At 45.7% G+C, this 26,209-nt stretch carries 25 protein-coding genes; 7 read left to right on the top strand and 18 right to left on the bottom strand.

Features of this window, described 5'->3' with window-relative positions; translation table 11 throughout:
* Positions 1-142: 142 nt before the first annotated feature.
* The 12 genes from larB to QBE54_RS01395 all read right to left on the bottom strand — a co-directional run bounded on the left by larB (position 143) and on the right by QBE54_RS01395 (position 10,768).
* Complete coding sequence (gene larB, locus QBE54_RS01450; protein ID WP_369018587.1) at positions 143-889, bottom strand: nickel pincer cofactor biosynthesis protein LarB; 747 nt, start codon at positions 887-889, stop codon at positions 143-145.
* Entirely contained in the window at positions 858-1,691 is an 834-nt protein-coding gene (gene larE / locus QBE54_RS01445; protein WP_369018586.1) for an ATP-dependent sacrificial sulfur transferase LarE, read from the bottom strand. Before larE ends, larB begins: the two co-directional genes overlap by 32 nt.
* Positions 1,688-2,503, bottom strand: coding sequence for an ATP-binding cassette domain-containing protein (locus tag QBE54_RS01440; protein WP_369018585.1), 816 nt, complete (start codon positions 2,501-2,503; stop codon positions 1,688-1,690). The genes larE and QBE54_RS01440 overlap by 4 nt, the downstream gene beginning before the upstream one ends.
* Positions 2,500-3,225 carry a cobalt ECF transporter T component CbiQ gene (cbiQ, locus tag QBE54_RS01435; protein WP_369018584.1) on the bottom strand — a complete coding sequence of 242 codons (726 nt, stop codon included), beginning with the start codon at positions 3,223-3,225 and terminating at the stop codon, positions 2,500-2,502. The genes QBE54_RS01440 and cbiQ overlap by 4 nt, the downstream gene beginning before the upstream one ends.
* Before the next feature lie 38 nt (positions 3,226-3,263).
* Complete coding sequence (locus QBE54_RS01430) at positions 3,264-3,557, bottom strand: PDGLE domain-containing protein (protein ID WP_369018583.1); 294 nt, start codon at positions 3,555-3,557, stop codon at positions 3,264-3,266.
* Positions 3,558-3,559: 2 nt separating this feature from the next.
* Entirely contained in the window at positions 3,560-4,183 is a 624-nt protein-coding gene (locus tag QBE54_RS01425) for an energy-coupling factor ABC transporter permease (protein WP_369018582.1), read from the bottom strand.
* Positions 4,159-5,319 carry a nickel pincer cofactor biosynthesis protein LarC gene (larC, locus tag QBE54_RS01420; RefSeq protein WP_369019372.1) on the bottom strand — a complete coding sequence of 387 codons (1,161 nt, stop codon included), beginning with the start codon at positions 5,317-5,319 and terminating at the stop codon, positions 4,159-4,161. The genes QBE54_RS01425 and larC overlap by 25 nt, the downstream gene beginning before the upstream one ends.
* Before the next feature lie 162 nt (positions 5,320-5,481).
* Positions 5,482-5,898, bottom strand: coding sequence for a DUF3842 family protein (locus tag QBE54_RS01415; RefSeq protein WP_369018581.1), 417 nt, complete (start codon positions 5,896-5,898; stop codon positions 5,482-5,484).
* 127 nt (positions 5,899-6,025) lie between these two features.
* Positions 6,026-7,885 carry an ABC transporter ATP-binding protein gene (locus QBE54_RS01410; protein WP_369018580.1) on the bottom strand — a complete coding sequence of 620 codons (1,860 nt, stop codon included), beginning with the start codon at positions 7,883-7,885 and terminating at the stop codon, positions 6,026-6,028.
* Positions 7,875-9,659, bottom strand: coding sequence for an ABC transporter ATP-binding protein (locus QBE54_RS01405; RefSeq protein WP_369018579.1), 1,785 nt, complete (start codon positions 9,657-9,659; stop codon positions 7,875-7,877). The genes QBE54_RS01410 and QBE54_RS01405 overlap by 11 nt, the downstream gene beginning before the upstream one ends.
* Positions 9,634-10,092 (bottom strand): MarR family winged helix-turn-helix transcriptional regulator, encoded by a 459-nt coding sequence (locus tag QBE54_RS01400; protein ID WP_369018578.1) that lies wholly within the window; start codon positions 10,090-10,092, stop codon positions 9,634-9,636. The genes QBE54_RS01405 and QBE54_RS01400 overlap by 26 nt, the downstream gene beginning before the upstream one ends.
* Positions 10,093-10,216: 124 nt before the next feature.
* A complete protein-coding gene (locus QBE54_RS01395) occupies positions 10,217-10,768 on the bottom strand; it encodes a flavodoxin family protein (protein ID WP_369018577.1) in 552 nt (183 codons plus the stop codon).
* A 158-nt stretch (positions 10,769-10,926) separates the two neighbouring features.
* On the opposite strand from QBE54_RS01395, the gene QBE54_RS01390 reads away from it, so the two are divergent.
* From QBE54_RS01390 to QBE54_RS01365, 6 genes are read left to right on the top strand one after another with little or no spacing between them, the layout of a single operon-like run.
* Positions 10,927-11,958 carry a LacI family DNA-binding transcriptional regulator gene (locus tag QBE54_RS01390; protein WP_369018576.1) on the top strand — a complete coding sequence of 344 codons (1,032 nt, stop codon included), beginning with the start codon at positions 10,927-10,929 and terminating at the stop codon, positions 11,956-11,958.
* Positions 11,959-11,977: 19 nt separating this feature from the next.
* Positions 11,978-13,063: a uroporphyrinogen decarboxylase family protein gene (locus QBE54_RS01385; RefSeq protein WP_369018575.1), complete on the top strand. Its 1,086-nt coding sequence runs from the start codon at positions 11,978-11,980 to the stop codon at positions 13,061-13,063.
* A 3-nt stretch (positions 13,064-13,066) separates the two neighbouring features.
* A complete protein-coding gene (locus tag QBE54_RS01380) occupies positions 13,067-14,347 on the top strand; it encodes an ABC transporter substrate-binding protein (protein ID WP_369018574.1) in 1,281 nt (426 codons plus the stop codon).
* 52 nt (positions 14,348-14,399) lie between these two features.
* Positions 14,400-15,302, top strand: a complete 903-nt coding sequence (locus QBE54_RS01375) for a carbohydrate ABC transporter permease (protein WP_369018573.1) — start codon at positions 14,400-14,402, stop codon at positions 15,300-15,302.
* Positions 15,303-15,349: 47 nt separating this feature from the next.
* Positions 15,350-16,183, top strand: coding sequence for a carbohydrate ABC transporter permease (locus tag QBE54_RS01370; RefSeq protein ID WP_369018572.1), 834 nt, complete (start codon positions 15,350-15,352; stop codon positions 16,181-16,183).
* Between the two features lie 42 nt (positions 16,184-16,225).
* The gene (locus tag QBE54_RS01365; RefSeq protein WP_369018571.1) at positions 16,226-17,566 is read left to right on the top strand and encodes a GH1 family beta-glucosidase; all 1,341 of its coding nucleotides are present in this window, start codon (positions 16,226-16,228) and stop codon (positions 17,564-17,566) included.
* 65 nt (positions 17,567-17,631) lie between these two features.
* On the opposite strand, the gene QBE54_RS01360 is transcribed toward QBE54_RS01365, so the two are convergent.
* The 4 genes from QBE54_RS01360 to QBE54_RS01345 form a co-directional block, all read right to left on the bottom strand.
* Positions 17,632-18,348 carry a type 1 glutamine amidotransferase gene (locus QBE54_RS01360; protein WP_369018570.1) on the bottom strand — a complete coding sequence of 239 codons (717 nt, stop codon included), beginning with the start codon at positions 18,346-18,348 and terminating at the stop codon, positions 17,632-17,634.
* Between the two features lie 201 nt (positions 18,349-18,549).
* Positions 18,550-20,037 carry an FGGY family carbohydrate kinase gene (locus QBE54_RS01355; RefSeq protein WP_369018569.1) on the bottom strand — a complete coding sequence of 496 codons (1,488 nt, stop codon included), beginning with the start codon at positions 20,035-20,037 and terminating at the stop codon, positions 18,550-18,552.
* Positions 20,037-20,978 carry a transketolase family protein gene (locus QBE54_RS01350; protein WP_369018568.1) on the bottom strand — a complete coding sequence of 314 codons (942 nt, stop codon included), beginning with the start codon at positions 20,976-20,978 and terminating at the stop codon, positions 20,037-20,039. Before QBE54_RS01350 ends, QBE54_RS01355 begins: the two co-directional genes overlap by 1 nt.
* Entirely contained in the window at positions 20,971-21,801 is an 831-nt protein-coding gene (locus QBE54_RS01345) for a transketolase (RefSeq protein ID WP_369018567.1), read from the bottom strand. The genes QBE54_RS01350 and QBE54_RS01345 overlap by 8 nt, the downstream gene beginning before the upstream one ends.
* 275 nt (positions 21,802-22,076) lie before the next feature.
* On the opposite strand from QBE54_RS01345, the gene QBE54_RS01340 reads away from it, so the two are divergent.
* Entirely contained in the window at positions 22,077-22,685 is a 609-nt protein-coding gene (locus QBE54_RS01340) for a PsbP-related protein (protein ID WP_369018566.1), read from the top strand.
* Here QBE54_RS01340 and QBE54_RS01335 read toward each other — a convergent pair.
* Complete coding sequence (locus tag QBE54_RS01335; protein WP_369018565.1) at positions 22,630-24,633, bottom strand: IGHMBP2 family helicase; 2,004 nt, start codon at positions 24,631-24,633, stop codon at positions 22,630-22,632. The two genes, QBE54_RS01340 and QBE54_RS01335, sit on opposite strands and share 56 nt — an antisense overlap.
* The gene (locus QBE54_RS01330) at positions 24,630-26,207 is read right to left on the bottom strand and encodes a hypothetical protein (protein WP_369018564.1); all 1,578 of its coding nucleotides are present in this window, start codon (positions 26,205-26,207) and stop codon (positions 24,630-24,632) included. Before QBE54_RS01330 ends, QBE54_RS01335 begins: the two co-directional genes overlap by 4 nt.
* Positions 26,208-26,209: the final 2 nt, after the last annotated feature.

The following is a 26,209-nucleotide window of genomic DNA, read 5'->3' as shown; positions in this document are numbered from 1 at the left end:
CTTTGTTGTCAACATAAATAACAATATTTTCCCAACTTACTAAATCGTTTCAAAAACTCTGGCTAAGTTAAAAACCTCTTATAGAGATAAAAAATCCCTGAAATTCGAGAGAAAAAAGAAGGAAATAAAAAGAGGACTTTCCCTATCCTCTGTTAATCAAGCTGGCCAGATACCCGGCACCAAACCCATTGTCTATGTTAACCACAGCCACTCCACTTGCACAGCTATTCAGCATAGCCAAAAGTGCAGCCAATCCTTTAAAGCTGGCTCCATAACCTACGCTGGTGGGAACAGCAATCACAGGTCTTTCGACCAGACCACCCACCACGCTGGCCAGAGCGCCCTCCATCCCTGCTACCACTATAACCACTTTTGCACCCCTTATAACGTTTAGATGAGCAAGCAATCTGTGAATTCCTGCCACTCCCACATCAAATATCCTCTCCACCCGGTTTCCCATCATCTCAGCCGTCAGAGCCGCTTCCTCAGCCACCGGAATATCGGAAGTGCCTGCAGTAACTACAGCAATATAGGTATCGCTCACTTCGATTTTTCTCCGTCGGATAACTATCGCACGGGCCAGATGGTGATACTCGGCCTGGGAGCAAATTTCTTTTACTGCCTGATACGTCTTCTGGCTGGTCCTGGTCACCAGAATGTTGCTATCCTTTTTGAGCATTTCACTTACTATCTCCACCACCTGCTCTTCGGTCTTTCCTTCCCCATAAACTACCTCGGGGTAACCCTTTCTAAGTTCCCGGTGGTGGTCCACCTTGGCAAAGCCCAGGTCTTTAAAGGGCAATTCTTTTAGATTATCCAGCACTTCATCGATGGAAATCTCATCCCTTTTTAGCTGCTCAAGAAGCTGTCTCAGTTTTTCCTCGTCCATTGCACAACACCTCATTTAAACTTCCTGTTCGATACCCTTCCAAATCAAGAGCCACATATTTAAAACCCATCCCTTTAAAATTCCTGACTACCTCATCCAGAAGCTGAAATTGGAAAAACCTTCCCCGCTCAGAAGGGGCAACTTCTATTCTGGCCAACTCTTCGTGAAGTCTCACTCGTACCACCTTGAAGCCCAGATTTCTCAGGTAAAGTTCTGCTTTTTCTATTTTTTTCAGGTCTTCTACTCTTACTTTCTGTCCATAGGGGATTCTTGAAAGAAGGCAAGCATAAGCTGGTTTATCCCCGGTGGGAAGACTTAACTCCTTGGAAATAGTCCTTATTTCCTCCTTGGTAAAACCCACTTCACACAAAGGACTCTTTATCCCCAGCTCCCGCAAGGCTCTGAGCCCGGGCCGATAATCTTTCGAATCATCTGCGTTGGTTCCATCCGCCACCCAAGCTAATCCCTCTTTCTTGGCAAAACCCAATATCTCCTTAAATAGAGCCTTTTTACACAGATAACACCTCTCAGGAGGGTTGTTCTTAACCTCGGGTAGAATTTCTTCTTTGCGCTTTATTACGTGCTTTACCTGTAACTTTTGGGCAAGTACAACAGCCTCCTCAATTTCCCAGCGGGCATGGTAGGGTGTATCCACGGTGAAAGCCACCACCCGATCTCCGAGAGCCTGCCTGGCTGCATAGAGCAAAAACGTACTGTCCACTCCTCCTGAAAACGCCACCACCAAACTACCCAGAGTTTGCAAACTGGAAAGCAATTCTTGATATTTCTCTTCTCCAGTCATCGTATTGCCCCTTTCAAAACTCGAATCGCCTCTTCCACGGTAAATGGAACCTTCTCTTTAGGAAATCCCGCCCGCAAAAAAAGTTCAGATATCCTGGGAAAAACCAGATTAGCTTCAGCAAGTACTTCTTCTTCAAGGAGTAAATCCTTGCCTCCCTCTTTTAATACCCTCCCTTCTTTCAAAATGATCACCTTATCCGCCCACTCTGCAGCCAGGTCCACATCATGAGTTGCTATAAGCAGGGTTTTTCGATTTTTACAGAGCTCATCCAGCATCCAAAATAACTCCCGCTTTCCCTGGGGGTCAAGATACGTTCCCGGTTCATCCAAAACGACAATCTCAGGTTCCATAACCAGAACCCCGGCCAGAGCAACCTTTTTCTTCTCACCGTAGCTCAGATGATAGGGAATTCTATTCCTAAGGTGCCACACACCAACAAGCTTAAGCACCTCTTCAACTCTTTCTTTTATCTCTTTTTCCTGCATACCCAGATTGAAGAGCCCAAAAGCCACATCCTCCCAAACGGTAGAGGCAAAAACCTGGTCATCAGGATCCTGAAAAACAATACCCACTTTCCTTCTCACTGTCTGCTCTGTCTTTTTGGTCACTTCCTGACCATCTACGAATACCTTCCCTTTCTGAGGAAGAAAAACACCGTTTAGATGCATAATTAAGGTGGACTTCCCCGAGCCATTGGGACCAAGCAGCACGGTCTTTGTTCCCCAATCAATAGAGAAACTAACACCCTTCAGGGCTTCAGTACCATCGGGATACCGATAACTGAGGTCTTGCACTTCTATAACTCTTTTCACATTGCTCCACTCCGCTCAAACATAAAGATGACCACTGCCGCTCCTGCCCACAACACTCCCAAAATAATCTCTCCAAACTTCAAAGAACGGTGAAAATGGTTGCTTGCCATATAGCCAGCATATCCCCGAGAAAGCATGGCCTGGTAAACTCTCCCGCTGCGCTCATAAGAGCGAATTAGAGTCCCTCCCACAATTTCTCCCAAAACCTTAAAGGTCTTGCGGTGAAAAAGGTGCCTACCCCTCACATAACCCCGGGATTTGCGAGCCAGGTTCATTTTTTCCATCTCCTGTCTGAAGAGCTCAAAATACCTGAGAATAAACTCCATAAGCACGGTCATAACTTGCGGAAGGCCCAGACCCCTCAAACCCCTGATTATCCCGTCAGCACCCGTGGTAAGAATGAGCAGCGCCATAACTGAACAAGCCACTTCCATCTTTAAAAACAAAAGGAGCGCCCGTTGCAGACCTTCAAGCGTCAAACTCAAACCCCACAAGTTCAAAACTTCTTGTCCTGGAAAGGTGAAGGGCACAAAAATTATTATCAAAAGCTCAAAGGGAAGAGCTAAAGCAAGTCTTGCAAAAAATTCTCGCACTCTTACCCTTCCCAGAAAAACACCGAAAAGCACCACAAAAAAAGACCAGAAAAGTGATGGTGGTGTCTTCAAAGACACTACCATCACTATGAAAAACACACAACTCAGTATTTTCACTCTTTCATCCATGCGGTTAAGAACGCTCTTTTCTCGCTCAGAAAGACAACTCATCTACTATCTTTTTTGGCCATTGCTTTACCAATAGCCACAGTTATTCCAAAAGTAATCGCCACTCCTACAAGCCCCGCCAGAGAAGTAGCCAGCTTCTCATTATTTATCCCAGGAAAAGTGTAATCAGGAACCAGAAAAGGGAAACGCAACTCCACTGCCCGCTCGATAAAACCCTTGTCTTCAGCCACCCGCTCCAGGCCATCCGGGAAAGAGCTGGCAAAAGGTGAAAGCAACACCCCAACTACAAAAGCCACTAAAAGTCCTGCCAGAACAAATCCTATCTTTCGCACTCTCATCCCTCCCCAAAAAGTATTTCCGGCCTGGTTTTCTTCACATAACTTACTACAAGAAGCGTTATCGCTCCCTCACCCACCCCGATGAGTAGGTGCCAGAAAAGCATGGCTGGAAGAACTACCGAAAGAGGAATGGTTCCAGACACCGCAAGCTCTATCGATGCTGCCACTGCTGCTGCCACCACTGAAACCCAGCTTCCCAAAAAAAGTGCCCAGGGTTGCAAAGCGTTTTTTCTGTCCAGAAGCCGGTAAACATAATATCCCACCCAGGTAGCTATTAAAGCCATGTTCAATATGTTTGCACCCAGAGCGGTTACCCCGCCATCCATAAACACAAAGCACTGAACTATGAGAATGGTCGACATTATGACCATGGCCTCCAGAGGACCAGCGAGAACTGCGGCAAGGAGTGCTCCTATCAAATGTCCCGAAGTCCCTCCCGCCACGGGGAAGTTTATCATTTGTGCGGCAAATATGAAAGCTGCAACGACCCCCATAAGGGGAACTTTCCGATAATCGAATTCCCGTTTCAACCTGCTTATTCCATAGCTCAGAAAAATTGCACTTACTCCAACCGTGGTGACCCAGGTTTTGGTATCTAAAAATCCATCCGGTATGTGCATTTGTAAACCTCCTTTACCATCTCATAAACCTCATCCAGAGAAAGTCCATTTTCCCTGGCTATTTTTTGGCACTGCTCGTACTCCGGCTTAAACTTGAGCACTCGATTTCCCAGCAAACCAAGCTTTACCTCCACCTCACCATAGGGAGTCTGCACAGCTACCTTTTTCCTATCCATTAGCTTCCTTTCAACCTGGTACTTTCTTACTCCCAGGGTGGTTGTTTCTCGAAAAAGGATATCCGTGATTTTTTCTGCGTCCCCATCTCGACACAGAACGCTCACTTTAGTAGCCGGCCGGTTCTTTTTCATGATTACCGGAATAAGATAAACATCCAGTGCACCGCCCTCAAAAAGCTTCTCCATCACATACCCATACACCTCCGGACTCATATCATCTATGTTGGTTTCCACAACCACTGTTCCTTGCTCCTCCTCCCAGGAGGAATCCTTTTCCTCAATCTCCCCCAGAAACACTCGCAAAACATTTGGAAGGTCTTTACTGTCCCGCTTGCCAACACCATAACCTACCTTCAGTATTCGAAAACTCTTCTTTGCGGTGAATTCTTCAGCAAAGGTAACTGCTATGGCGGCTCCAGTAGGAGTAGTAAGCTCACCAGAGATACTCTCAGAAGTTATAGGCACTCCCCGTAAAAGCTCCGCAGTGGCTGGCGCAGGTACTGGAAGCCGGCCATGGGTACACTCCACAAATCCACTTCCTACTTCTATCGGTGAAAAGACGATTTTGTCCACCTCGAGTTTTTCTCTGCATATTGCAGCGCCTACTACATCCACAATGGAATCTAAGGCACCCACTTCGTGAAAATGTACTTCATCGATACTTTTTCCATGAACTTTAGCTTCTGCTTCGGCAAGCTTCGTAAATATTTCTAAGCTCCACTTTTTCACTCGCTCACTCAGAGCACTCTCTTCCACTATCCGCCTTATATCCTGGAAATTTCTGTGCGAATGAGAAGCATGATGGTGCTGCGTAACAACAACCTCCACCCTGGTCCCAGCTATGCCTTTTCTCTGGTCTTGATATACCTTTAACTGGTAGCCTGAGAGATCGAGTTTTTTGAGTTCCTCTCTCAGATAATCAGGGTCCACCCCCAGGTCAAGCATAGCACCCAGGTTCATATCCCCACTTATTCCCGAAAAACAATCATAGTAGAGAATTCTTCTGGCGATTGGAAAAACCCCCTTTAAAAACAAAAATCACGAAAACCCCTTCGGCTTTCGAGCCGGATAGGGACCTTCGTGATCCCGTTTCCTCAAAAATTATCTCTTTTTACCTGAAGTTTATACTTCTTTTATAAACTCTTTAATTCTCTCGACCAGTTTCCCAATCAGTACACTGACCGGCTGGCTCTCAACACCGATAAACTCAACGTGAGGCTGATTAACACACAGCAAAAATTTCCGAGCAGGGCTACTTATCACTGCCTCAGTTATCCCTGCGGTTACCTCACCCATCATAGAATCGGGAATGATTATTCCTACCGGGCCAGTTATCGCATCCACTTCTTTACCAGTAACTCGAATAGCATTTTCTCCAGTGGCTCCCCGCCTGGCTCCTGCTTTTAGCATATTAACAGTCGCCCCGGCATTTATGCCCAGGGCAATTATTTCCACCGCATCCCCGAGCTCTTTTTTCAAGCTTTCAATTATCTGGCAACCCAGGCCGCCACCCAGGCCATCAACCACTGCAATTTTCACAGAAGATTCTCTTCGCTCAACCCTTCGGGGTTTTATCGGCTACTTATCGCTTCAAATTTTATTTGAACACATTGACCCAGTCAAGGAAGAGGCTTAAAAAACGACTGTTATAAACTGCCAAAAATCTTCAAGAATCGGGAACAGAAATAGAAGAATTCAAACCAAACTGACTCGTGTACAGGCGATAATAAAACCCCTCTTTCTCAAGGAGCTCCTGATGGGTACCCTGCTCAACAATTTCTCCCTGGTTGATCACCAGGATCAGGTCAGCACTACGGATAGTACTGAGACGGTGGGCAATGACAAAACTGGTACGACCCCTCATCAGGTTGAGCATGGCCGATTGAACATGTTTTTCGGTCAGAACGTCAATATTGCTTGTGGCCTCATCCAGAATAAGAATGGCTGGGTCTTTCAAGATCACCCTGGCAATGGCCAAGAGCTGTCTCTGGCCTTGACTTAGATTCTCCCCTCCATCAGTAAGGATGGTATCGTAACCCTGAGGCAAGCCGAGGATAAATTGTTCCGCATTGGCCAGGCGGGCTGCCTCTTCCACTTCTTCATCGGTTGCTGATAGCCTCCCATAGCGGATGTTTTCGCGCACCGATTCGGAAAAGAGATAGGTATCTTGTAAAACCACTCCTAAAAGAGAACGAAGAGATTCTTTTTTAATCTTCCTGATGTCAACGCCATCTATCAATATTTCTCCACTATCCACCTCGTAAAACCTGGCCAGGAGGTTCACGATGGTGGTCTTACCCGCTCCGGTTGGCCCAACCAGAGCCACCATTTGTCCTGGCTTAACATGAAAACTTACGTTTTTAAGAACCGGTACTCCCCTCTGGTAAGAAAAAGAAACGTTACGGAATTCCACCTCACCCCTGATTTCCTTGAATTCTACAGCTTCTTCTGCATCCGGAGGCTCTGGTGACTCATCGATAACTCTGAATATTCTTTCCGCACTGGCCACAGCCGACTGAAGCATATTAAACTGGTTAGCCAACTCATTCAGGGGTCTGGTAAAATGCCTGGAATAGACGATAAAGCTGGCTATGGTGCCTATGCTCACTATTTCTCGCGTTGCAAACCATCCTCCAACCCCAGCAATGATTGCCAGGTTCAGGTTGTTGATAACATTCATAAACGGACCCATTACACCAGCATATATTTGCGCCCTTACTCCTGCCTCTCTGAGAGCCTGGTTTGCCTCTTCAAAGCGCTCCATTTCACTTTCTTCCCGAACAAAAGCCTTGACCACCCTGAGGCCAGAAATATTCTCTTCAACTATCCCATTAAGGTTGCCCAATATAGTCTGTTGTGCAAGAAAACCCCTGTGGGTATGCCGGGTCACCAAGCGAGTAACCAGAAGAGTAAGTGGTATACCTGCTATGCTAACTGCGGTCAACTCAGGGCTCATCCAGAGCATCAGCACTACCGCTCCCAGAATGGTGATTATTCCGGAGAACATCTGGGTAATGGTGTTGCTCAAAGAGTTGCTAATGTTGTCGACATCGTTGGTTAACCGACTCATCAGGTCACCGTGAGGCCTGGTGTCGAAAAAACGGAGCGGCAAGGCCTGCAAAGTATCAAAAAGGTCTTTCCGTAGCCGAGCAACACCCCGCTGAACCACATTAACCATGAGGTAGCCCTGAAGCCAGTAAAAGAGAGAGCTCAAAAGATACACAAAACCCATGAACACCAGAAGGCGTACCAGGCCTCTGAAATCTCTGGGAACGATGTATTCATCGATGGCTTTTCCAATGAAATAAGGGCCTGCCAGCATCAAAAGCGAAGAAAAGCCCACCAGGATAAAAACAACGATCAACTGCCACCGATAACCCTGAAAATATTGCCAGAGCCTTTTCAAGGCATTCAGGGAGTCTTCCGGTTTGCTGGTTACTACAGCAAAATGCCTCCCTGGACCCAGCCCAGGCACAGCCCTGGTTTCAGAAGAAGTGGAATCCGGCTTTCTATGGTCAAACGCCAACACCCTTCGCCTCTCTTTCCTGTAGTTCATACATCTCCCTGTAAATAGAGCAGGTATTCAGAAGTTCCTGGTGGGTACCCTGAGCCACCAACTCACCCCTATCAAGAACCAGAATTCTATCAGCATTCATCACGGTATAAATTCTTTGAGTGATAAGAAAGGTAGTGCACTTCTTACTTCGTCTTTTCAGGCCTTCCAGAATAAGCTGTTCAGTAACCAGATCGACAGCGCTGGTGCTATCATCGAGTATTAAAATGGCTGGGTTTTTCACAATTGCCCGGGCTATGGCAATGCGCTGCTTTTGGCCCCCTGAGAGGTTAACGCCCCGCTGGCCAAGAGGTGTGTCATAACCTTTGGGAAAACTCATGATGAAATCGTGGGCCTGGGCAATCTTGGCTGCCTCCATTATCTCCTCGAAAGAGGCATCCGGCCTTCCCCAACAGATGTTCTCCCGGATAGTACCTGAGAAAAGTACCGGCTCCTGAAGAGCCATACCGATAGCTGCTCTCAGGGTTTTGAGATCTTTTTTGCGGACATCTTCCCCGTCGACAAGGACTCTTCCTCCCGTTACATCGTAAAAGCGGGGAATAAGATGCACCAGAGTGGATTTTCCTGAACCAGTAGTGCCCACGATGGCCACCATTTCTCCAGGCCTTACAGAAAAAGAGATATTTCGGAGCACTGGTTCCCCTTCTCGCCCAGCGTAACTGAAAGAAACATTCTCAAATACTACCTCACCCTCCCTAATGGGTTTTGTGTCTGGATGGGGAGGATTGACTATATCCACGGGTTCTTGCAACACCTCTTGAACTCGGTTTGCAGAAGCGCCAGCCCTGCTTACGAAAATGAAAATGTGTCCGATCATCATTAGCGAAAAGAGAATCTGAGTTACATAGTTGGTCAAGGCCATTACTTCCCCAACCTGAATCGCGCCCCTCTGCACCAGAAGTCCCCCAAACCAGAGAACAGCAACAATGCTGAGATTCATAACCAGCATTATGAGGGGCATCAAAGTAATGATGGGAAGGAAAGCCTGCACGGTGGCTTTCATAAGCTCCTGATTAGCGGAATCAAAACGCGACTTTTCCCAGGAAGAGCGGACAAAAATCTTGACTAACCGGATACCGGCCAGATTTTCTCGAATGATGGTATTTATTCGATCTATTTTCTGCTGCACCAGAGCAAAAAGGGGTAAACCTCGCCTGAGTAAATAAAAGAAAACCGCAAGCTCAATAGCTACAGCAACCAGGAGTACTGGGGCAATCCGGTAGTTTATGGCAATGGCCATCACAATGCCTCCCACAAAAAGAAGTGGGGCTCTCACCATAATGCGCAAGGCCATGAGAACCAGGTTCTGAAGCTGGGTAATATCGTTAGTTATGCGAGTTATTAGAGTAGGAGGAGCAAAGCGGTCCAGACTGGAAAAAGAGAAAGACTGAACTTTGCGAAACACTGCAGACCGCAAGTCAGTTCCAAAACCCTGACTGGCACGACTTGCAAAAACAGTACAACCCACTCCGCCCAGCATACCCAGAAGAGCAATTCCCACCATGAGTATGCCGGTTCGGGAAATTAAGTGAACATCACCCTTCACAATTCCCACGTCGACCATTCGGGCCAAAAGACGGGGTTGCATCAAATCACAAATTACCTCCACCACCATAAGAAGCGGAGCTAAAAGAGCCTCCTTCCAGTAAGGCCGTAGATATGGTAAAAACTCCTGAAAAGCTGTTTTTCCCGAGCTATTTTCACTGCAAAGCGTTTTCGGTTTCATCGTTTAACCTCTTCAAATTGTCCCGTATTTTCATCAAAAACCCTTTAAGCAGCATTTTTTCTTCAGAAGTGAAACCTGAAAAGCACTCTTCATTTAGTTGTTTTTCGATTAGTTCCACTCTTTCACGAAGGCGTTGCCCTTTTTCAGTCAGATAAACCCTGGAAAACCTCATGTCCTGTTGGTCGGTTTTACGCTGCAGTAGCCCCGCTTTTTCCATTCTCCGAAGCATAATGGTTACCGTAGAAGGTCGCAGACCCAGGGCCTCAACTATTTCCTTCTGGGTCAGACCATCTTTTTCCCAGAGCAAAGCCAGGATGAGGGGTTGACCTTTATGTAGTCCAACCTTTCTGAATAAAAAGTGGGACCTGATGAAGTGTTGCCTTATTACCTGACGTAACAAACCGTGCAAGGAGTCTTCATTTTCGCCAAACACAAGCTCATCACCAATTATTTAGACGTCTAAATAAAATTGTAAAGAAAAAGGAACGCTTTGTCAAACCAAAAATGATTCTGAGCTAAAGACTAAAGAAAGAAAATTTAAAGCAATAAGCGAGTGATCACTCGCTTACCAGCTCTTGACCCAGAGAAAAAGCTTTATTGAGCAAGTCGTCTCTGTTTTTCACAGCGCCCAGTTCGTTAAAACCATTTCCACCAACAACGCCCCTCACTTCTATACCCAGAACTCCTCTGAGAAATTTAGCCAGAGAGTCCATAACCTCGGGATTATTACCTCCTCCCTGAGAGTAAACAAGTACCGCTCGCTTACCAGAATAAAGGGTGGGGCGAAGATCTGGACCCAAAAAGGCAAAAAGCCGATCCAAAAACAGTTTGGTTTGTGCACTTAGATAATCCATATAAATAGGAGAGCCAATCACCAATCCTTTAGCTTCTTTTATCGCCTTGTAAAGTTGCACCATATCATCCTGCTGACGACACTCCCCGTGTTCCTTACAGTAATTACAAGCCTGACAACCCCGGATGTTTAATTCGTTTAAAAAGTAAATCGAGGTTTGAGCTCCTTTAGAGGAAGCTCCGGATAAAACCCTTTCTACAAGAAGCTGGGTGTTTCCACCTTTTCTCGGACTCCCCACGAATCCCACTACCTGCATTGTATTCACCTCCCGTGAAAGTAAACTTAAAGTTTTATCTATATGCATTTTACATTTAATTAAACACATTTCCCAAAAAGTTCCTGTTGACAAACATTTTTTTCTATGTTTTAATTCAGCTAAACGTTTAGCTAAACGTTTAGCTGAGGAAAGGACAAATGCAGAAAAAAGAACGAACTCCAACCATCAAAGATGTAGCCAAACGAGCAGGTGTCTCAGTTGCTACGGTTTCTGCGGTTATCAACCGCAACCGTTTTGTAAGCAGTGAATTGGTAGAGAAAGTTTTTAAGGCTATTCAGGAACTGGGTTACCATCCCAATCGGATAGCCAGAGGCCTAAAAAAAAGACAAAGTTTTAACGTGGTTTATATAATACCTGACATTACCAACCCCATTTTTGCCAGTGTAACCAGAGGAATTCAGGACGTCATGGAAAAAAGCTGCTATGATGTCTCCATTTACAATACTGACTTTTCAGACAAAAAGCTCTTCCATCAACTCACCAATGTCCTGGAAAACAGACCAGACGGGATAATACTTAGTGCTTGGCACAGTCCTGAAATTAAAAGAGCCATATCCTTAATTCAGCAATTCAACATTCCCTTAGTGTTAGTCCACGCTCCCCGCAACGTGGAAGGAATCGATGCCATTTTTGTAGATGACGAAAACGGAGCTTTTGAAGCCGTAAACTATCTTCTAAGGTTGGGCCATCGTAAGGTTCTCTCCTTGGGAGTCAAAAACAGTACCACCAGCTCCCTGCGTGAGGCTGGCTATCGCAAAGCATTTAAAAAAATGGGCTTATCAATTGAAGAAAAATTAGTTCTTAAAAGCGACAGCTTTGCACCGCAGAGTGCCTGTTTAAGTATTTATAAAGCCCTTAAAAGCAACATCAACTTTACAGCAGTATTTGCACACAGTGACTCCCTGGCCGTGGGTGCCCTGGAAGCACTCAATGATAGAGGCATCCAGGTTCCTGAAGAAGTATCCGTGATGGGCTTTGACGGCACCTACTCCTTTTGTACCCTTCCCCGGCTGAGCACCATGCTCATACCCAACTATGAAATGGGCAAAAAAGCTGCAGAAATCCTTCTGAAAAGAATTGCTGGTAATAGTTCCGGTGTAATCAGAGAAGAAATAAAGCCCCGCATAGTAATACAAAAATCGACCCAAGCAACCCAGAAAAAACCATAAAGAAGGCGAGGTAAGGAAATTGAGCTACGAAATAAACCCTCAAGAAAGGTTCTACAAATGTCTCAACAGAGAAAAAGTTGATCATCCACCGGTTCTGGCTTATCACTTCTTGCTCCCCCGGGGCAAGTCAGAACGGGAACTCCGAAACGCTGGGTGCGTTTTAATAATGGGTGTTCCCATTTACGAAATAGCTTTCCCGTCTGAGATAACCGTGGAAGAGAAAAAAACCTGGAAAAATGGAGAAGCTCTAACCATAAGAACCTATTCCACACCCGTGGGTTCTTTGCAAGAAGTGTTTAAAATAGGACCCTATGGAAGTGAATGGAAACAGGAACACTTTATCAAACAACCTCAAGATTATCAAACCATGACCTATCTCCTAGAGAAGGCCATTTTCCGTGAAAAGATAGCGGATTTCTTACAAATCGCCCAAGAACTGGGTGAAGACGGTGTAGCGGTTCCCATGTTACCCCTGTTTGAGCGCTCGCCATTTCAGAAGCTACTGATCGATCTTGCTGGCCCTGAAAGAACTCTTCTGGACCTTTACGATCACCCCAAAGATTTGGAAATGTTCATTAATTGTTTATGCCAGAAAATGGAAGAAGCAATGCATATCTACCATTCCCTACCCGAAAAGAAACTGTTCTGGTGGGTAGATAACATTACCTCGGATTTCACCTCTCCTCGGCTTTTTGAGCAGTTTTGTCTTCCTATCTACCAGAAATACCTCACCCCCCTCCGCAAGGAGGGAATTACCTGCATGCTGCATCTTGACGGGAAATTATCAGCGTTGAAAGAGTTGATAAGCAAAGCCCCGATAGATGTTGTAGAATCCTTTACTATGCCTGAACAAGGGGGTGATCTGGAATTAGAAGAAGCTCACAAAGTGTGGAAAGATAAGGTGATAGCAGCCAACATTCCCGCGAATCTTGCCTATCGTCAAGAAAAAGAAATTGCCGAATTCTTCGAAAACTTGATGGGAAGGAGGTGCCTTAAAGAAAGGTTTGTTCTGGAACTCAGTGAAGATTTACCCCGCGAACACCTGGGGAAAGTGCTGTCAGCACTTTCAAAAACTTTGAGCAACTTACAAAAAGGAGGAGAGTGAGCCATGAAAAAAATCACAACCTTGATGCTCGCCATTTTGATGACTGTGATTCTCCTGGGAGTCAATGGGGCAAGTACCAAGGAAGAAATAACTATCTCCATGTGGACCCACGACAATCTCTATGTGGAATTTTTCACAAGAAGAGGCGAAGAGTGGGCCGCTATGCATCCGGAATACAAAATAAATTTTGAATTCACCCAGATACCTTACAACCAGCTCTGGCCCAAAATCCTCACCGCTCTCGCAGCTGGCAAAGGAGTGCCTGACCTAATCGGTATTGAGATAAACGCCTTCTCTCGCTTCATGAAAGGAGATATTGCCGAAAAAACCTTGGTAGATCTCACTCCGCTAATTGGAGAAGAAAGGGACAAATTCTTGCGCTGGGAACCTTATATGTATAAAGGAAAAATTTATGGTGTAGAAAGCGCACTCTGTCCAGTAGTTCTATACTACCGGAAATCGGTCTTCGATGAAGCAGGAATTGCTACTCCTCTTGAAACCTGGGAAGATTTTATTGAAGCAGGTCGCAAACTTAAAGAAAAAGGCCATTACATAGCAGCCGTTGAAAGCAGTGGAGACGCTCCCCATCACTTCCTTGCTCTTTATTACCAACAAGACGGAGTGCTCTTTGACAGCGAAGGCAATCTGATGGCCGAAGACGATCCCCGCGCAATCCGGGCTTTGCGTTTCCTCCAGGAAGGAGTTCAGGAAGGCATTCTGTGGCCCACTTCTTCTTACTATGATGCACCTCACTTCGCTGCTTTGAAAGAGGGTAAAGTGGTTGGCAATTACATGCCTGATTGGTGGTCAGTATATTACCAAAAACCCCAGGTGCCCGAGCAAGCTGGAGAATGGCGGATTCAGCTTCTACCCGCTTGGGAAGAAGGTGGCAGACGTAGTAGCACTGCTGGTGGAACCGGTTTTGCAATAACTAAATACTCCAAAAACCCGGAGCTGGTCTTTGATTTCCTGCACTACACCTACATGACCAAAGAAAACCAGATCAAGCGCTTCTTAGAGCTTCAGTACTTTCCGACTATGATTGAAGCTATTACCGATCCCCAAATCACCGAATTCTCAGATCCTTACTATGGAAATCAGAAAATTGGAAAGGTCTTTTCCGAAGCCGCTTTACAGATTCCGGTGCAATGGCAAAGCCCTTACTGGTCAGAAGCTATGCAAGCTCTCTACAAAGAAGCTGTCACCCCAGTAATAGCTGGCCAAAAAACTCCCGAACAAGGCTTGAAAGACGCAATCTCTAAAATTCGCAGTCTTATGAAATGACAAGTTCCACCCCCTCTGGTTTTTTTCAACCAGAGGGGGTAAGGAGGTAAAAATGTTGAAAAACATAGCCTGCCTTTGGCAAAACAAACAACACAGAATAGCTCCCTACCTTTTCATATCGCCTTTTTACATCCTCTTTGCTGTCTTTATGGTGTATCCCCTTTGTTTTGGTCTTTATCTCAGTCTACACGAGTGGTCAGGAATTGGCGAAATGACTTACGTAGGGCTGGGGAATTACGTGAACCTCCTTAAAGATCCGGATTTTCATCTGGCTTTTTCCAATACCCTCTGGTACATGGGAGCCAGTCTGGTGATTAACCTGGTCTTTTCCCTACTCCTTGCTGTGTTGCTTAACTCAGCTCTGATCAAGGCTAAGAAGTTATTCCGCACCATCTATTTCGTCCCTATAGTTACCTCAGTAGTTGCAGCCGCTATCGTATTCACACTTTTTTATGACCGAGATTATGGTCTGTTCAACGTGCTCTTTATGGCCTTAGGTAGAAAGCCCCTTGACTGGTTAGGGAGCACTTCACTTTCCAAACTGGCAGTAATAGGGCTTATTGCTTGGAGATGGACTGGTTTTAATATGGTTTACTTTCTGGCGGGATTACAATCCATACCCAGGTCACTTTATGAGGCCGCGGTAGTGGATGGAGCCAGCCCGTTGCAGAGCTTTTTGAAAATAACCCTTCCTCTTTTAAAGCCAGTAATTTTATTCGTGGTGGTCATAACTTTAATTGGTTCCATCCAAATCTTTGACGAACCCTATATCCTCACCGGTGGTGGTCCTGCCGACTCGAGCATGAGTTTGGTCATTTATCTTTTCCGCACTGGCATGGAATATCTCAACCTTGGTTATGCAGCCGCCATAGGCTTTATCATCTTTGGAATGACCTTTATCCTTTCCTGGATTCAGATCAACCTGATGGGTGGTTTTGAAGGTGAAAAAAGTTAGAGTAACGCAAGGCAAAATTCGATTAGATCAACCTGGGAGGAACAATTATGCCAACTAAAAACTTACCCGCTCAAATCTTCTTGCATCTTCTTCTCATTATGGGAGCCATATTCATGCTCCTTCCTCTTTTTTGGTGTGTTTCTTCTTCTTTCAAAGTTTCAGGAGAAATCTTCAACTACCCTCCCACCCTCTTTCCTAAGCAACCCATTCTCGACAATTACAAAGAGCTCTTTTCAAAATTCCCCTATGGAAGGTGGTATGTAAACAGCATCTTGGTTACCACTCTGCTTACCATTCTTTCTGTTTTCTTTTGCTCATTAGCCGGCTTTGCTTTTGCCAAATATCGTTTTGCCCTGCGCAAACCCCTCTTTGCAGTGGTTCTGGCTGCGCTTATCGTACCTTTTCAGGTAATTCTCATACCACTTTACGTGATTACCATTAAGTTGGGTTGGATGAACACCTATTACGCTCTGGTCATACCCTTCATGGCTTCGCCCTTTGGAATTTTCTTGATGCGCCAGTTTATGGTAGACAGCATACCCAACGAAGTTATGGAAAGCGCTCGTATCGACGGCTGTAGCGAATTTGCGATTTTTCTCAAATTCGCCTTGCCTTTAAGTAGGCCAGCACTCGGTGCTTTTGCCATTTACCAATTTGTGTTTTCCTGGAACAGTTTTCTCTGGCCCCTTATCGTTCTTAACGAAACGGAAAAATATACCCTTCCAGTCGGCTTACAAAGCCTTTTTGGGATTTTCTATTTGAAAGAATTCGGCACTCTTATGGCTGGATCGGCATTAATGATCATTCCAGTAGTGAGCTTGTTCGTTTTCATGCAGAAACACTTTGTTTCCGGATTGACTGTAGGTGCTGTTAAAGAGTGAGTCGCTTATGTAAATTCAATACACCAAAGGAGGTATTCTTGAATGTGTAAATTTCCTTCAAATTTCATTTTCGGGGTAGCCACTGCAGCCTATCAAATTGAGGGAGCATGGAACGAAGATGGAAAAGGAGAAAGCATCTGGGACCGCTTTGTTCACACTCCAGGAACCATCAAAGATGGAACCACAGGAGACGTAGCCTGTGACCACTATCACCGCTTTGAAGAAGACGTTGAACTCATGAAAAAGTTGGGAATAGATGCCTACCGCTTTTCCATCTCCTGGCCAAGAATATTTCCTGAAGGAAAAGGCCAAATAAATGAAAAAGGAGTAAGATTCTACCAGCAACTGATAGAGAAACTCAAGGCAGCCGGCATAAAACCAGCAGTTACCCTCTACCACTGGGACTTACCTCAGGCTCTTCAAGATAGGGGAGGATGGGAAAGCGAAGAAACAGTCGAAGCTTTCCAGGATTATGCAGCGTTTGTATTTCAACAGTTCGGCAAAGAGGTGTTTATGTGGATAACCCATAATGAGCCCTGGGTGGTAGCCTTTCCAGGGCACTACGAAGGCTGGATGGCACCGGGCAAAAAGGATTTCTTAGCTGCTTTACGTGTGAGCCGCAACCTCTCGCTTGCCCATGGTCTGGCAGTACAGGAATTTCGCAAGCAAGGTATTTCCAGTCCCATAGGAATTACACTTAACCTGTCTCCGGTCCATCCTGCATCAAAAAACGAGGAAGATCTCCTGGCTGCTAAGCGCTATGACGGATATTTGAATCGCTGGTTTCTTGACCCAGTATTCAAAGGCTTTTTTCCCGAAGACATGCTCGAATGGTATAAACAAAAGGGATTCGCTTTGCCCCAATTTAATGAGGAAGAAGCGAAATTGGTAACCCAACCTCTGGACTTTCTGGGTATCAACTACTATTCGCGTCACATAGTCAAAAAAGGGGGTCATCCCCTCTTAGAAATCGAGTTTGTCCACCCTGAAAACAGCAAATATTGTGAAATGGGCTGGGAGATATATCCTCCTGGCATGTATGAAATCATAAAGAGGGTAGCTGAGGATTACCATCCACACGAGATATACATTACCGAGAACGGAGTTTCTTTTGCCGATCAACCAAATCAGGAAGGCAAAATCGATGATGAAGAAAGGGTGGTGTTTCTTAGGGAACACCTCAAGGAACTGTATCGCGCCATCAGAGAAGGATATCCCGTAAAGGGATACTTTTTATGGTCACTTCTCGATAATTTCGAGTGGGCACAGGGCTATGCTCAGCGCTTTGGAATCATTTACACCGATTATCAAACTCTGCGCAGAATTCCCAAAAAAAGCTTTTACTGGTACCAGCGGGTGGTAAAAGAAAAAGCGTTGCCTTAGTAAATGCTGGTTTTGTGGGGAGCTAAATTCAAAAAGAAACGCTCCCCACAAAATCTTTTATTTACTTATTTAGCTTTTGCAAGGAAAAGAAGTAGGCTTTCAAGAAAACGCTCCCGGATTTTTCGGTCCTCCTCAAAACGTCTTTTGGTTTCCTCAGAAAGCTTCTCTGCAAAACCCGGTCCTCCAAACTCGACCAGTTCATCGCGATACACTTTGCACCATTCATCCACCATCTCTGGGGTTACCTCAAGATGAAATTGCAAAGCCAGAAGACTATTCCCCAGCAAAAAGGCCTGGTTTTTGCAATTCACTCCTTCTGCAAGGAGCGTAGCCCCTGAAGGCAAAGCAAAGGTATCACCATGCCATTGAAAAACCCAAAGTTCTTTAGGAAGTCCCTCAAAAAGCCAGAAATCTTTGCCTTCTGGAGTTAAATAAACTTTTGACCAACCAATTTCTTTAACTGTGTTTGGACCCACCCAGGCACCCATCGCCCTGGCAATGGTTTGAGCCCCAAGGCAAATACCCAGCGTGGGGATCTTCCGTGCATAAGCATCACGTATTAAGTTTTCAACCTGATAAAGATAGGGATAGCGCTCTTCCTCATAAGCTCCCATTGGACCGCCCAGGATTATCAATGCCTGATAACCCTCCAGAGAGTTGGGAAGAACTACTCCTTCCTCACTCATTACCCGTAAATCAAGCTCCCAACCTGCAGCAGAAAGAGCCGGGTACAAAAGACCCGGACCTTCACAAAGCACGTGCTGTATAATCAGCGCCTGCAACCGTCTCCCTCCCTAAGTCAGAATTACCTCAAATTGTAACCAACACAAAGAAACTGTCAACTTTGCTTTTGAGGTGCCACGAAGGAGCTTGTAAGCAGGTTCTTTGTCTTCTGTCCAGACTACCGGGAGGAGTTATTAAACATTAATCCCACTTCCTCTAACCCCGCCGACTCTGAAACAGAATCGGATGAAAAAGTAAATTCACACTCCAAGCATTGCTCGCTCCACAGCCTTGTGCCATCCCGAAAGGTATTGATTACGAAGTGCCAGATCCATCCGAGGCTCATAAAGCCGGGAAGTTAGCGACAATGCTTGCTCATCAAGTATTCCAACTTTTTGTGCTGCCAGCAAAGCCACACCCCTTGCCGAACATTCCTCTATACTGCTTACTGCAACCGGTACACGCAAAAGGTCGGCCTGAAACTGCATCAAAAAATCATTCCTGGTAGCCCCACCATCAGCTCGCAAAAGCTCGAAACGAAATCCTCCTTCCTTGGCAATGGCCTCAAAAAGATCAAAAACCTGATAAGCAATGGACTCAACTGCTGCCCTCGCAAAATGCCTCTTATCAACTCCCCGAGAAAGACCACAAATCAAAGCACGTGCACCGCTTTTCCAGTAAGGAGCTCCCAGTCCCACGAAAGCAGGCACAAGATACACTCCCTGATTATCATCCAGGGCTTTGGCTAATTGTTCCACTTCTTCATAAGCTGAATATAGCCCCACTTCCTCTATTAACCAGCGGATGGTATCTCCAGAGCTATGGATGTTACCTTCCAGCACAAAAGTCGGCTTTTCATTTACAAACCAACCAACCGAGGTAACCGCTGAGCGAGCGACATACTTTGTATTGCCGGTATTGACCATTATCGAAGTTCCTGTCCCATAAGTCGCTTTAACTGCCCCAAATTCATATCCCAGTTGACCATAAAGAGCAGCACTTGAGTCACCCATAACCGCAGCAATCGGTAAAGGATTAGGCAAAATACCTCCCAGATCCGTATATCCGAACAGGGCATCAGAAGGAAGAAGTTCAGGAAGAACCGAACGAGGTATGGAAAACAACTCCAAAATTTCTTCATCCCATTCCAAAGTATCAATATTTAAAAGCATGGTCCGACTGGCATTGGAGTAATCGGTGGCATGCATCTTTCCACCAGTAAAATTCCACACCAACCAGGAATCAATGGTCCCAACCAGAATCTCATCCCATTGCAATTCACGGCTTCCTGGCCAACTCTTAAGGTTACTAAAAATCCAGGCTATTTTACTTGCTGAAAAATAAGGATCGAGCAAAAGACCTGTTCTCTCTTTTACGAAATTCCCATAACCAGCTTCCCTCAAACTATCACAAAGCTCTTTTCCTCTCTGACACTGCCAAACGATAGCATTATAAATTGGCCTCCCTTCCCTGTCCCAGGCAACGACTGTTTCTCTCTGATTGGTAATACCAATAGCTCTTATTTTTTGCACATCCACTTCAGCTTTTTCTATTAGTTTCTTGCAAGCTTCGTAAGTACAATTAACGATTTCTACCGGGTCGTGTTCCACCCATCCAGGGCGAGGATAATACTGTTTATGATGAGCATTAGCTCGCTCTACAGGTCGACAACTTTCATCGAAAAGGATAGCCTTGGTCCCTGTAGTACTCTGGTCAATAACCAGAACATAAGACGCTGACAAGCTCATCACCCAACTTTCCCAAGAAAATCCATTACTGCACCCTTTATGCCTTCAGCATGGAAACCGTAATGCCTATATACTTCTTCCTGGGTTCCGGTAACCGGATACTCATCAGGAATACCCAGAATCTTTACCGCTACCGATGGCAGCTCGGAAAGACAGTGGGTAACCGCCTCTCCCAACCCTCCATACACGCTGTGTTCTTCAATGGTAACCACTCGCTGAATCTGCGAAGCCACTTCAATTATCAATTCTTCGTCGAGAGGCTTTATAAAGGGCATATCCAGAACGGTGGCATCAATGCCTGCCTCGGCAAGCAATCTGGCTGCCTCAAGAGCGTGCCATACTACCTCTCCGGTGGCTATTAAAACCACGTCTTGACCTTTTCTCAAAACCACTCCTCTCCCATAATTGAAAGTGCTCTTTGGACTATCATAGATAAGCGGAACCGGATTTCTACCCACTCTCAAATAAGCTGGGTTTTCCCTTTCGCAAAGCATCTTTATTATTGCGTTAGCCTGAAAAGCATCGGAAGGTAATATAACATCTATACCCGGTGTAGCCCTAAAGAGAGCTATATCGTGGAGAGTGTGATGGGTACTTCCAAGTGGTCCATAACTCACCCCTCCGCTTACCCCAATAATTTTAACGTTACTTCCCGTGTAGGCAACATCATTTTTAATTTGCTCAAAGCTGCGTGCAGAGTAAAAGCAAGCAGGACCAAAAACAAAAGCCTTTTTACCGGAAAGTGCCAGGCCAGCAGCTATTCCTACCGCTGACTGCTCTGCTATGCCCACTTCTACAGCCCTCTCAGGCATTTGGTCAAAAAACATACTTATCCCCGCAGAACCTCGAGCATCGGAAGTTACCACTACAACCCTGGGGTCAACCTGAGCAATCGAAAACAAAGCCTCGGCAATGGCATGTCTCAAAGCAATTTTATTCATTTTCCTCAAGCTCCCTCAACTTCGTACTTAGCTCTCCCAAAGCTTTCTCAAACTCCTCTTTGCTGGGAACCCGGTGATGCCAGCTCCGGTCGTTCTCCATAAAGGATACACCCTTCCCTTTTGTGGTGTGAGCGATAATCACATGAGGTTTATTTTTAGTCAAGGGTATTGCTTTAAAAATTTTCAATAACTCTTCAAAATTGTGTCCGTCAACATTCAGAACTTCCCAGCCAAAAGCACTCCACTTATTCATCAAATCTTCCAATCGCAAAATATCCTCAGTGCAGCCACTTATCTGAAGTTTATTTCTATCCACGATACCAATCAGGTTGTCCAGTTTGTAGTGAGCAGCAATTTGCGCCGCTTCCCAAACCGAGCCTTCTCCCAACTCGCCATCACCCATTAAGACATAAACTTTGTAACCTTTCTGATCCATCTTCCCAGCCATGGCCATACCAGCGCCTACTGCCAAGCCATGGCCCAGAGATCCAGTGTTAACTTCAACCCCGGGCACTTTGGTGGTAGGATGACCAGTCAAGCGAGAACCAAAACGGCAGTAGTTACGCAATTCTTCTCGGGGAAAGAAGCCCAGATCAGCCAACACGGCATAATAAGCCTCAACACTGTGCCCCTTACTGAGTATAAACCTGTCCCGTTCTTCCCAAAAGGGGCGGTGAGGGTCAAATCGCATAACTCCATAAAAGAGGCTCACCAAAATATCCAGCGAAGAAAGAGAACCTCCGATGTGGCCAGAACCAGCTTCGTAGATCATTTTGAGTACCTCGATTCTCAACTGAAGTGCTTTCCTCTCCAACTGTTTCATCAATGCGTTCCACGCCCTTTCTTTCAACAATTACAAAGTCGAAAAATAGCATGATACGGGCCATTTTCCGAAAATATTTTCAAATTTTGAAAACATTTTAAAAATAACCACCAGCGATGTCAACCATTGGATAAAAACCTAATCACCGAGGAACATCTCTCAGAATCAAAGTAGCGTCTTAGCTCTTGTGAATTCTTACTGAAATAAACTGTTTTTCCTCTGTTTAAAAATAAGATATAATTATGCAAAATGCTGAAAGGGATTAGATCAATCTGGTGAGTAAAAGACTCTTTTTGAGGTTCTTTGTACTTACAGTTTTAGGGTTCATCATTCTCGGCATCTTATCTATTAAGAATCCATCCGCCTCAGCTTCCCAACAACCCTGGAAAACCGCATTTGTTAGGCGGGGAGGTTTTCAGGTATCCTTTCCAGCGGACTGGGAGGAAATAATGGTACCACCAGATAGCCCTGATCCCTTCACGGCAGTAATCCTTATCAGCCCCTCTGATTCACCAGAAGATCATTTTCGAGAGCAGGTGGGAATCTCTATAGAGTATCGTGCTTATTCTTCGCTGAAAAGCTTCTTTGATACAGTAAGCCGGGAAGTTCGGAATACACCAGGAGTAACTCTCACCAATTCAGGAACCTCCACCATCGATGGTCAACCTGCTTACTGGCTTACTTACCTGTGGGAAAAAGAAGATGACGAAATTGAAGGCCTGGTTTATCTTCTGTATGGCAAAAACGCTTTCTTCCGCATTATATGCCTTTCTGAAAGCAAAAAGTTTGAAGAATACCAGCCACTTTTCCAAAACATAGCTCACAGTCTCATCCTAAACCCTCAATCTGAAAGTAACAACCCTCTTTCTTCACAAAGTCAATGAACTCTTGGTAAACTTCCTCCCGAGAAACCGTAGCACTATCCCCTATAACCACCAGCTTACTGCAGGCTCGGGTCAGAGCAACATTGAGCCGCCTGGTATCTTGCAAAAAACCCACTTCACCCTTCGAGTTACTTCGAACCAGCGAAAGTAAAATGATTTCCTTTTCTCTGCCCTGAAAGCCATCCACGGTACTCACGCGAACATCAGGCAAACTTTTTCTGATCAAGTTCACCTGGTCATCATAGGGAGTAATCACCCCTATCCAATCTTCGGGAACTCCCAGCTTCAGAAAGTCCCTCACTATCTCCTGCACTATACGTGCTTCCAGGGGGTTGTAATAGGAAGTGGAACCCGAATACTGCTTCTCTTCTTTCCCACTGCACAGCACAGTATCCATAAAAACAAGTGGTAATTCTGGATCCACAGCCACTTTCCAACGTGGATTTCCTCTCAGTGAAATCCCCAGCCGAGAGAGGGTACGCTGGGCAACGCTGGGATGGGCAACCAGGCGATTCTGGTAAAATTTCGAGTTAGGAAAAGCCATAATTTTTTCGTTCATGCGGTACTGCACCTTCAAAAAAGCAGAATGCTCAGGATAACACTCCATCATGCGCTCAAAAAGAGTTCTCGAAAGAACCGGCCGGGCTTCCTCACTGAGAATAGTGGGGGGAAGCTGCAAGTGATCGCCACTCATCACCAGTTTACGTCCCCTCAACAACGCCACCAGACAAGAGGGCTCAGTTGCTTGCGAACCTTCATCAATTACCACCACATCAAAACTTTTGTTTTTCAAAAGTTCGCTACCTGATCCAATATTGGTGCTCACCACCACTTGTGCATCACCGAGTATCTCCTGAATCGCCTGATTCTCAAGTTCCTGGGCTTCTTTAACCAGCTCACGAATACGTTCCTCTATTTTTAGCCAGCGAGCCATGGAGACAATTTTAGAAGCCGGCACCCCTCGCTTACTCTCTCCCTTTTTCGCTGCTTCCAGAATATCTTGATCTTCCATACCCCGTCGCCACTGGGGAAGTGGCTTGAGATGCCGCTCCTGTTCCCTGCGCAGGCGAAACACTTCTTCCCAAACTTTTTCAACCCGCCCATAAACCGGTAATTTCTTTACCATAAAAAACAGGGAATGTTCCTCGAGCTCCCGCTCCACCCGGGCAGGATGACCCACCCTCACCACCCGCACTCCCCGCTTCACAAGCCCGGAAAGCAGGTTGTCACAGGCAGTGTTTGAATCTGCAACAGCCAGAATCCTCCGCTCTCTCCGTACTTCCTGAACTATGTACTCAACCGCAGTCCGGGTTTTGCCAGTGCCTGGTGGTCCATGAATCAGAAAAAAGAGAGAGCTGTTCAAAGCCTTCTTAACCGCTTCCTGCTGAGAGGGATTAAGCTCGGTATCCACAAAGATGGGGCCAAAAGTGCTCTCTTCCCGAGGAAGCTCGTCTCCATAGCTTTCAAGTAAAACTCTTTTCAGCGGAAAAGAATCTTCGCTCTTCGCTGCAAAATCAAAAAGGGCTTCTTCCATGCGGCGGAAAGTGGTGTCATTCACATAAAGGTCAACTCTCAAAAACCCTTTTCCAGAAACCCAGCGAGGGGGGAAATCTGAAAAAGCTACAGTTATCGAGCGCGGGGTAAGCTCCACAACGGTAGCTTCGACTCCCTCTTTGAGGGGATTCTTGTTTTCTCTACTTACCAGAACCACATCGCCCACCCGGATTTCCAGGTCCCCAAAGGGTTGTGATCGACCCAGGCGAACAAGGTAAAATCCCCCTGCTTCTCTACCCAAGTAACGTCCGGAAAGCGAAAGCAGGGCTCTTCCTTTTTGTTCCCGTTCGCGAGGAGAAAGAGAGCATATCTCTTGCTTCATAGCTTCAATTTCCGCCTTGCGTTCCCAGGCAATGGCCCTCCGAAATTGCTGCAAATATTCTTCCAGTTTCACCAGTTGTCTCTTCCCACCTCAAAAAGATCAAAAGGTTCTTCCTCGACAAAGAGTGAGCGGTCCTTGGGAGGAGCATCGAAACCAATCAAGGTAGCGTCCAGGTAAAAGGTCTGTTCCTCGCTGAGATAAGAAGCTTCGACCAAAATAGCATCGGAGATCTTTTTACGTATAAAGTAGCGGCGCTCAAGGACTTCATTGTCCACAAAGGAATATTGCTCTTCAAAACCCACCGCAAAATCTTTGCTACCCAGATTAAGGCCAAAAATAACCTCATCAAAGCAACCTTGCAAGAGGTCATAGGCACCACGTACCCGAAGGTGGCTTTCCTCTTCTTTCCCCAGCGAAAATTCAAGCGACAGCGAATGTTCTCTCTCTGTATCAAAAGAAAAGGGAGAAGCAACGTTATCACTCAAAAAAGTATAGGTTGCCCCATAAGAAAAATCCGGATTCACTTCTTCAAGAAAGTGTACCTTACCACCCCACAAAAAGCGGTCCGGATAAAATCCAAAGCTGGTATAATGAGCAAGCAGAGAAATCCCCAGGTTTTCGTTATTCCAGTCCAGCGTACCCCGCACATCGAAACGGGCATCGGAAACCGATTCTTCCTTAAAAAAGCCATAACTCAAATCCAGTCCCCACGAAGCTCTTTCTTCTTCCCCATTAAAACGAGCCACTACCTGAAGAGGTCGACTCAGAAAGCCGTCTCTCGCATCGTCAAGAGGCTGGTTAAAGTAAGATAGTACTCCTCCTTGAAAGTGGTTTCCTTCATAGAAAATATACCCACCAAAACTGTCTTTGTCCTGCTGTCGAAAGTCATAAAAAAGGCTTCCCGTTAAAGGACTATTTTCCCAGAAAAGGTTACCGCTACCCAGAAAACCTGTTTTGGAAGTGTATTCGGCCTCAAAAAGCAACCGCCACTTCTCAGCGAAAAACAGCTCATAATTGCCCCCTATAAAAAACCCTTTCTCTCTCTGGTGGCCAATTTGAGGAAGAAAGCTCGAACCTTTGCGGCGCAGGTCTTTACTTAAGGCTGGCAAATAGAGAAGCCGGTGTTTGTTAATAAAAAAGCCCACTTCCTGCATCTCGATTCTCTCATTAGGATACACAGTAATCTCGTCAGCCCTGAAGCTGTAGGCAGGGGGCTCCTTTTGAGAACCAGTCAGAAGCAGGTCCTTTCCCCACCATTTCCCTTCCTGATAACGTATCTTGCTACCCCGGAAATAGAGCTTCCGTTGTGCATCAACTACGTAAAAAAGTTCTGCATCCTCTATCCAGCCGGCGTTCTTTTGAAAATCGAAAAAGAAACGCTTTGCTTTAGCCCGATTTTTACCCAGAACCACCTCTAAAGGCTCGGGAACCAGAAGTGTATGGTCAGAAAGAAAGTAGAGAAGCCGATAGGTAGAAAGCGCAAGGTCCTGCCAGGTGAGTTTCACTCCTCCCCGGGCTTCGATAACCTGGTTTACCTCGTCATAGGTTATCTCTCCAGCCTCAATGTGAATACCCTCCTGGGCACTGGAGCAGGAAACCCACACCAGTCCAAGAAAAACCAGAATCAGAACTCCCCAGCGCTTCATAC

This window comes from Thermatribacter velox, from assembly GCF_038396615.1.
Taxonomy (GTDB): Bacteria; Atribacterota; Atribacteria; order Atribacterales; family Thermatribacteraceae; genus Thermatribacter; species Thermatribacter velox.
Note: the sequence above shows the minus strand (reverse complement) of the source record. Positions and strands in the feature narration are given on the sequence as shown.

Excerpts from the sequence above, each read along its gene's own strand:
- QBE54_RS01380 (WP_369018574.1), top strand. The coding sequence starts at position 13,067 with ATGAAAAAAATCACAACCTTGATGCTCGCCATTTTGATGACTGTGATT.
- QBE54_RS01390 (WP_369018576.1), top strand. The coding sequence starts at position 10,927 with ATGCAGAAAAAAGAACGAACTCCAACCATCAAAGATGTAGCCAAACGA.
- QBE54_RS01405 (WP_369018579.1), bottom strand. The coding sequence starts at position 9,659 with ATGAAACCGAAAACGCTTTGCAGTGAAAATAGCTCGGGAAAAACAGCT.
- QBE54_RS01355 (WP_369018569.1), bottom strand. The coding sequence starts at position 20,037 with ATGAGCTTGTCAGCGTCTTATGTTCTGGTTATTGACCAGAGTACTACA.
- larB (WP_369018587.1), bottom strand. The coding sequence starts at position 889 with ATGGACGAGGAAAAACTGAGACAGCTTCTTGAGCAGCTAAAAAGGGAT.
- QBE54_RS01425 (WP_369018582.1), bottom strand. The coding sequence starts at position 4,183 with ATGCACATACCGGATGGATTTTTAGATACCAAAACCTGGGTCACCACG.
- QBE54_RS01330 (WP_369018564.1), bottom strand. The coding sequence starts at position 26,207 with ATGAAGCGCTGGGGAGTTCTGATTCTGGTTTTTCTTGGACTGGTGTGG.
- QBE54_RS01345 (WP_369018567.1), bottom strand. The coding sequence starts at position 21,801 with ATGAAACAGTTGGAGAGGAAAGCACTTCAGTTGAGAATCGAGGTACTC.
- cbiQ (WP_369018584.1), bottom strand. The coding sequence starts at position 3,225 with ATGGATGAAAGAGTGAAAATACTGAGTTGTGTGTTTTTCATAGTGATG.
- QBE54_RS01370 (WP_369018572.1), top strand. The coding sequence starts at position 15,350 with ATGCCAACTAAAAACTTACCCGCTCAAATCTTCTTGCATCTTCTTCTC.
- QBE54_RS01350 (WP_369018568.1), bottom strand. The coding sequence starts at position 20,978 with ATGAATAAAATTGCTTTGAGACATGCCATTGCCGAGGCTTTGTTTTCG.
- larE (WP_369018586.1), bottom strand. The coding sequence starts at position 1,691 with ATGACTGGAGAAGAGAAATATCAAGAATTGCTTTCCAGTTTGCAAACT.
- QBE54_RS01395 (WP_369018577.1), bottom strand. The coding sequence starts at position 10,768 with ATGCAGGTAGTGGGATTCGTGGGGAGTCCGAGAAAAGGTGGAAACACC.
- QBE54_RS01375 (WP_369018573.1), top strand. The coding sequence starts at position 14,400 with ATGTTGAAAAACATAGCCTGCCTTTGGCAAAACAAACAACACAGAATA.
- larC (WP_369019372.1), bottom strand. The coding sequence starts at position 5,319 with ATGAACCTGGGTGCTATGCTTGACCTGGGGGTGGACCCTGATTATCTG.
- QBE54_RS01365 (WP_369018571.1), top strand. The coding sequence starts at position 16,226 with ATGTGTAAATTTCCTTCAAATTTCATTTTCGGGGTAGCCACTGCAGCC.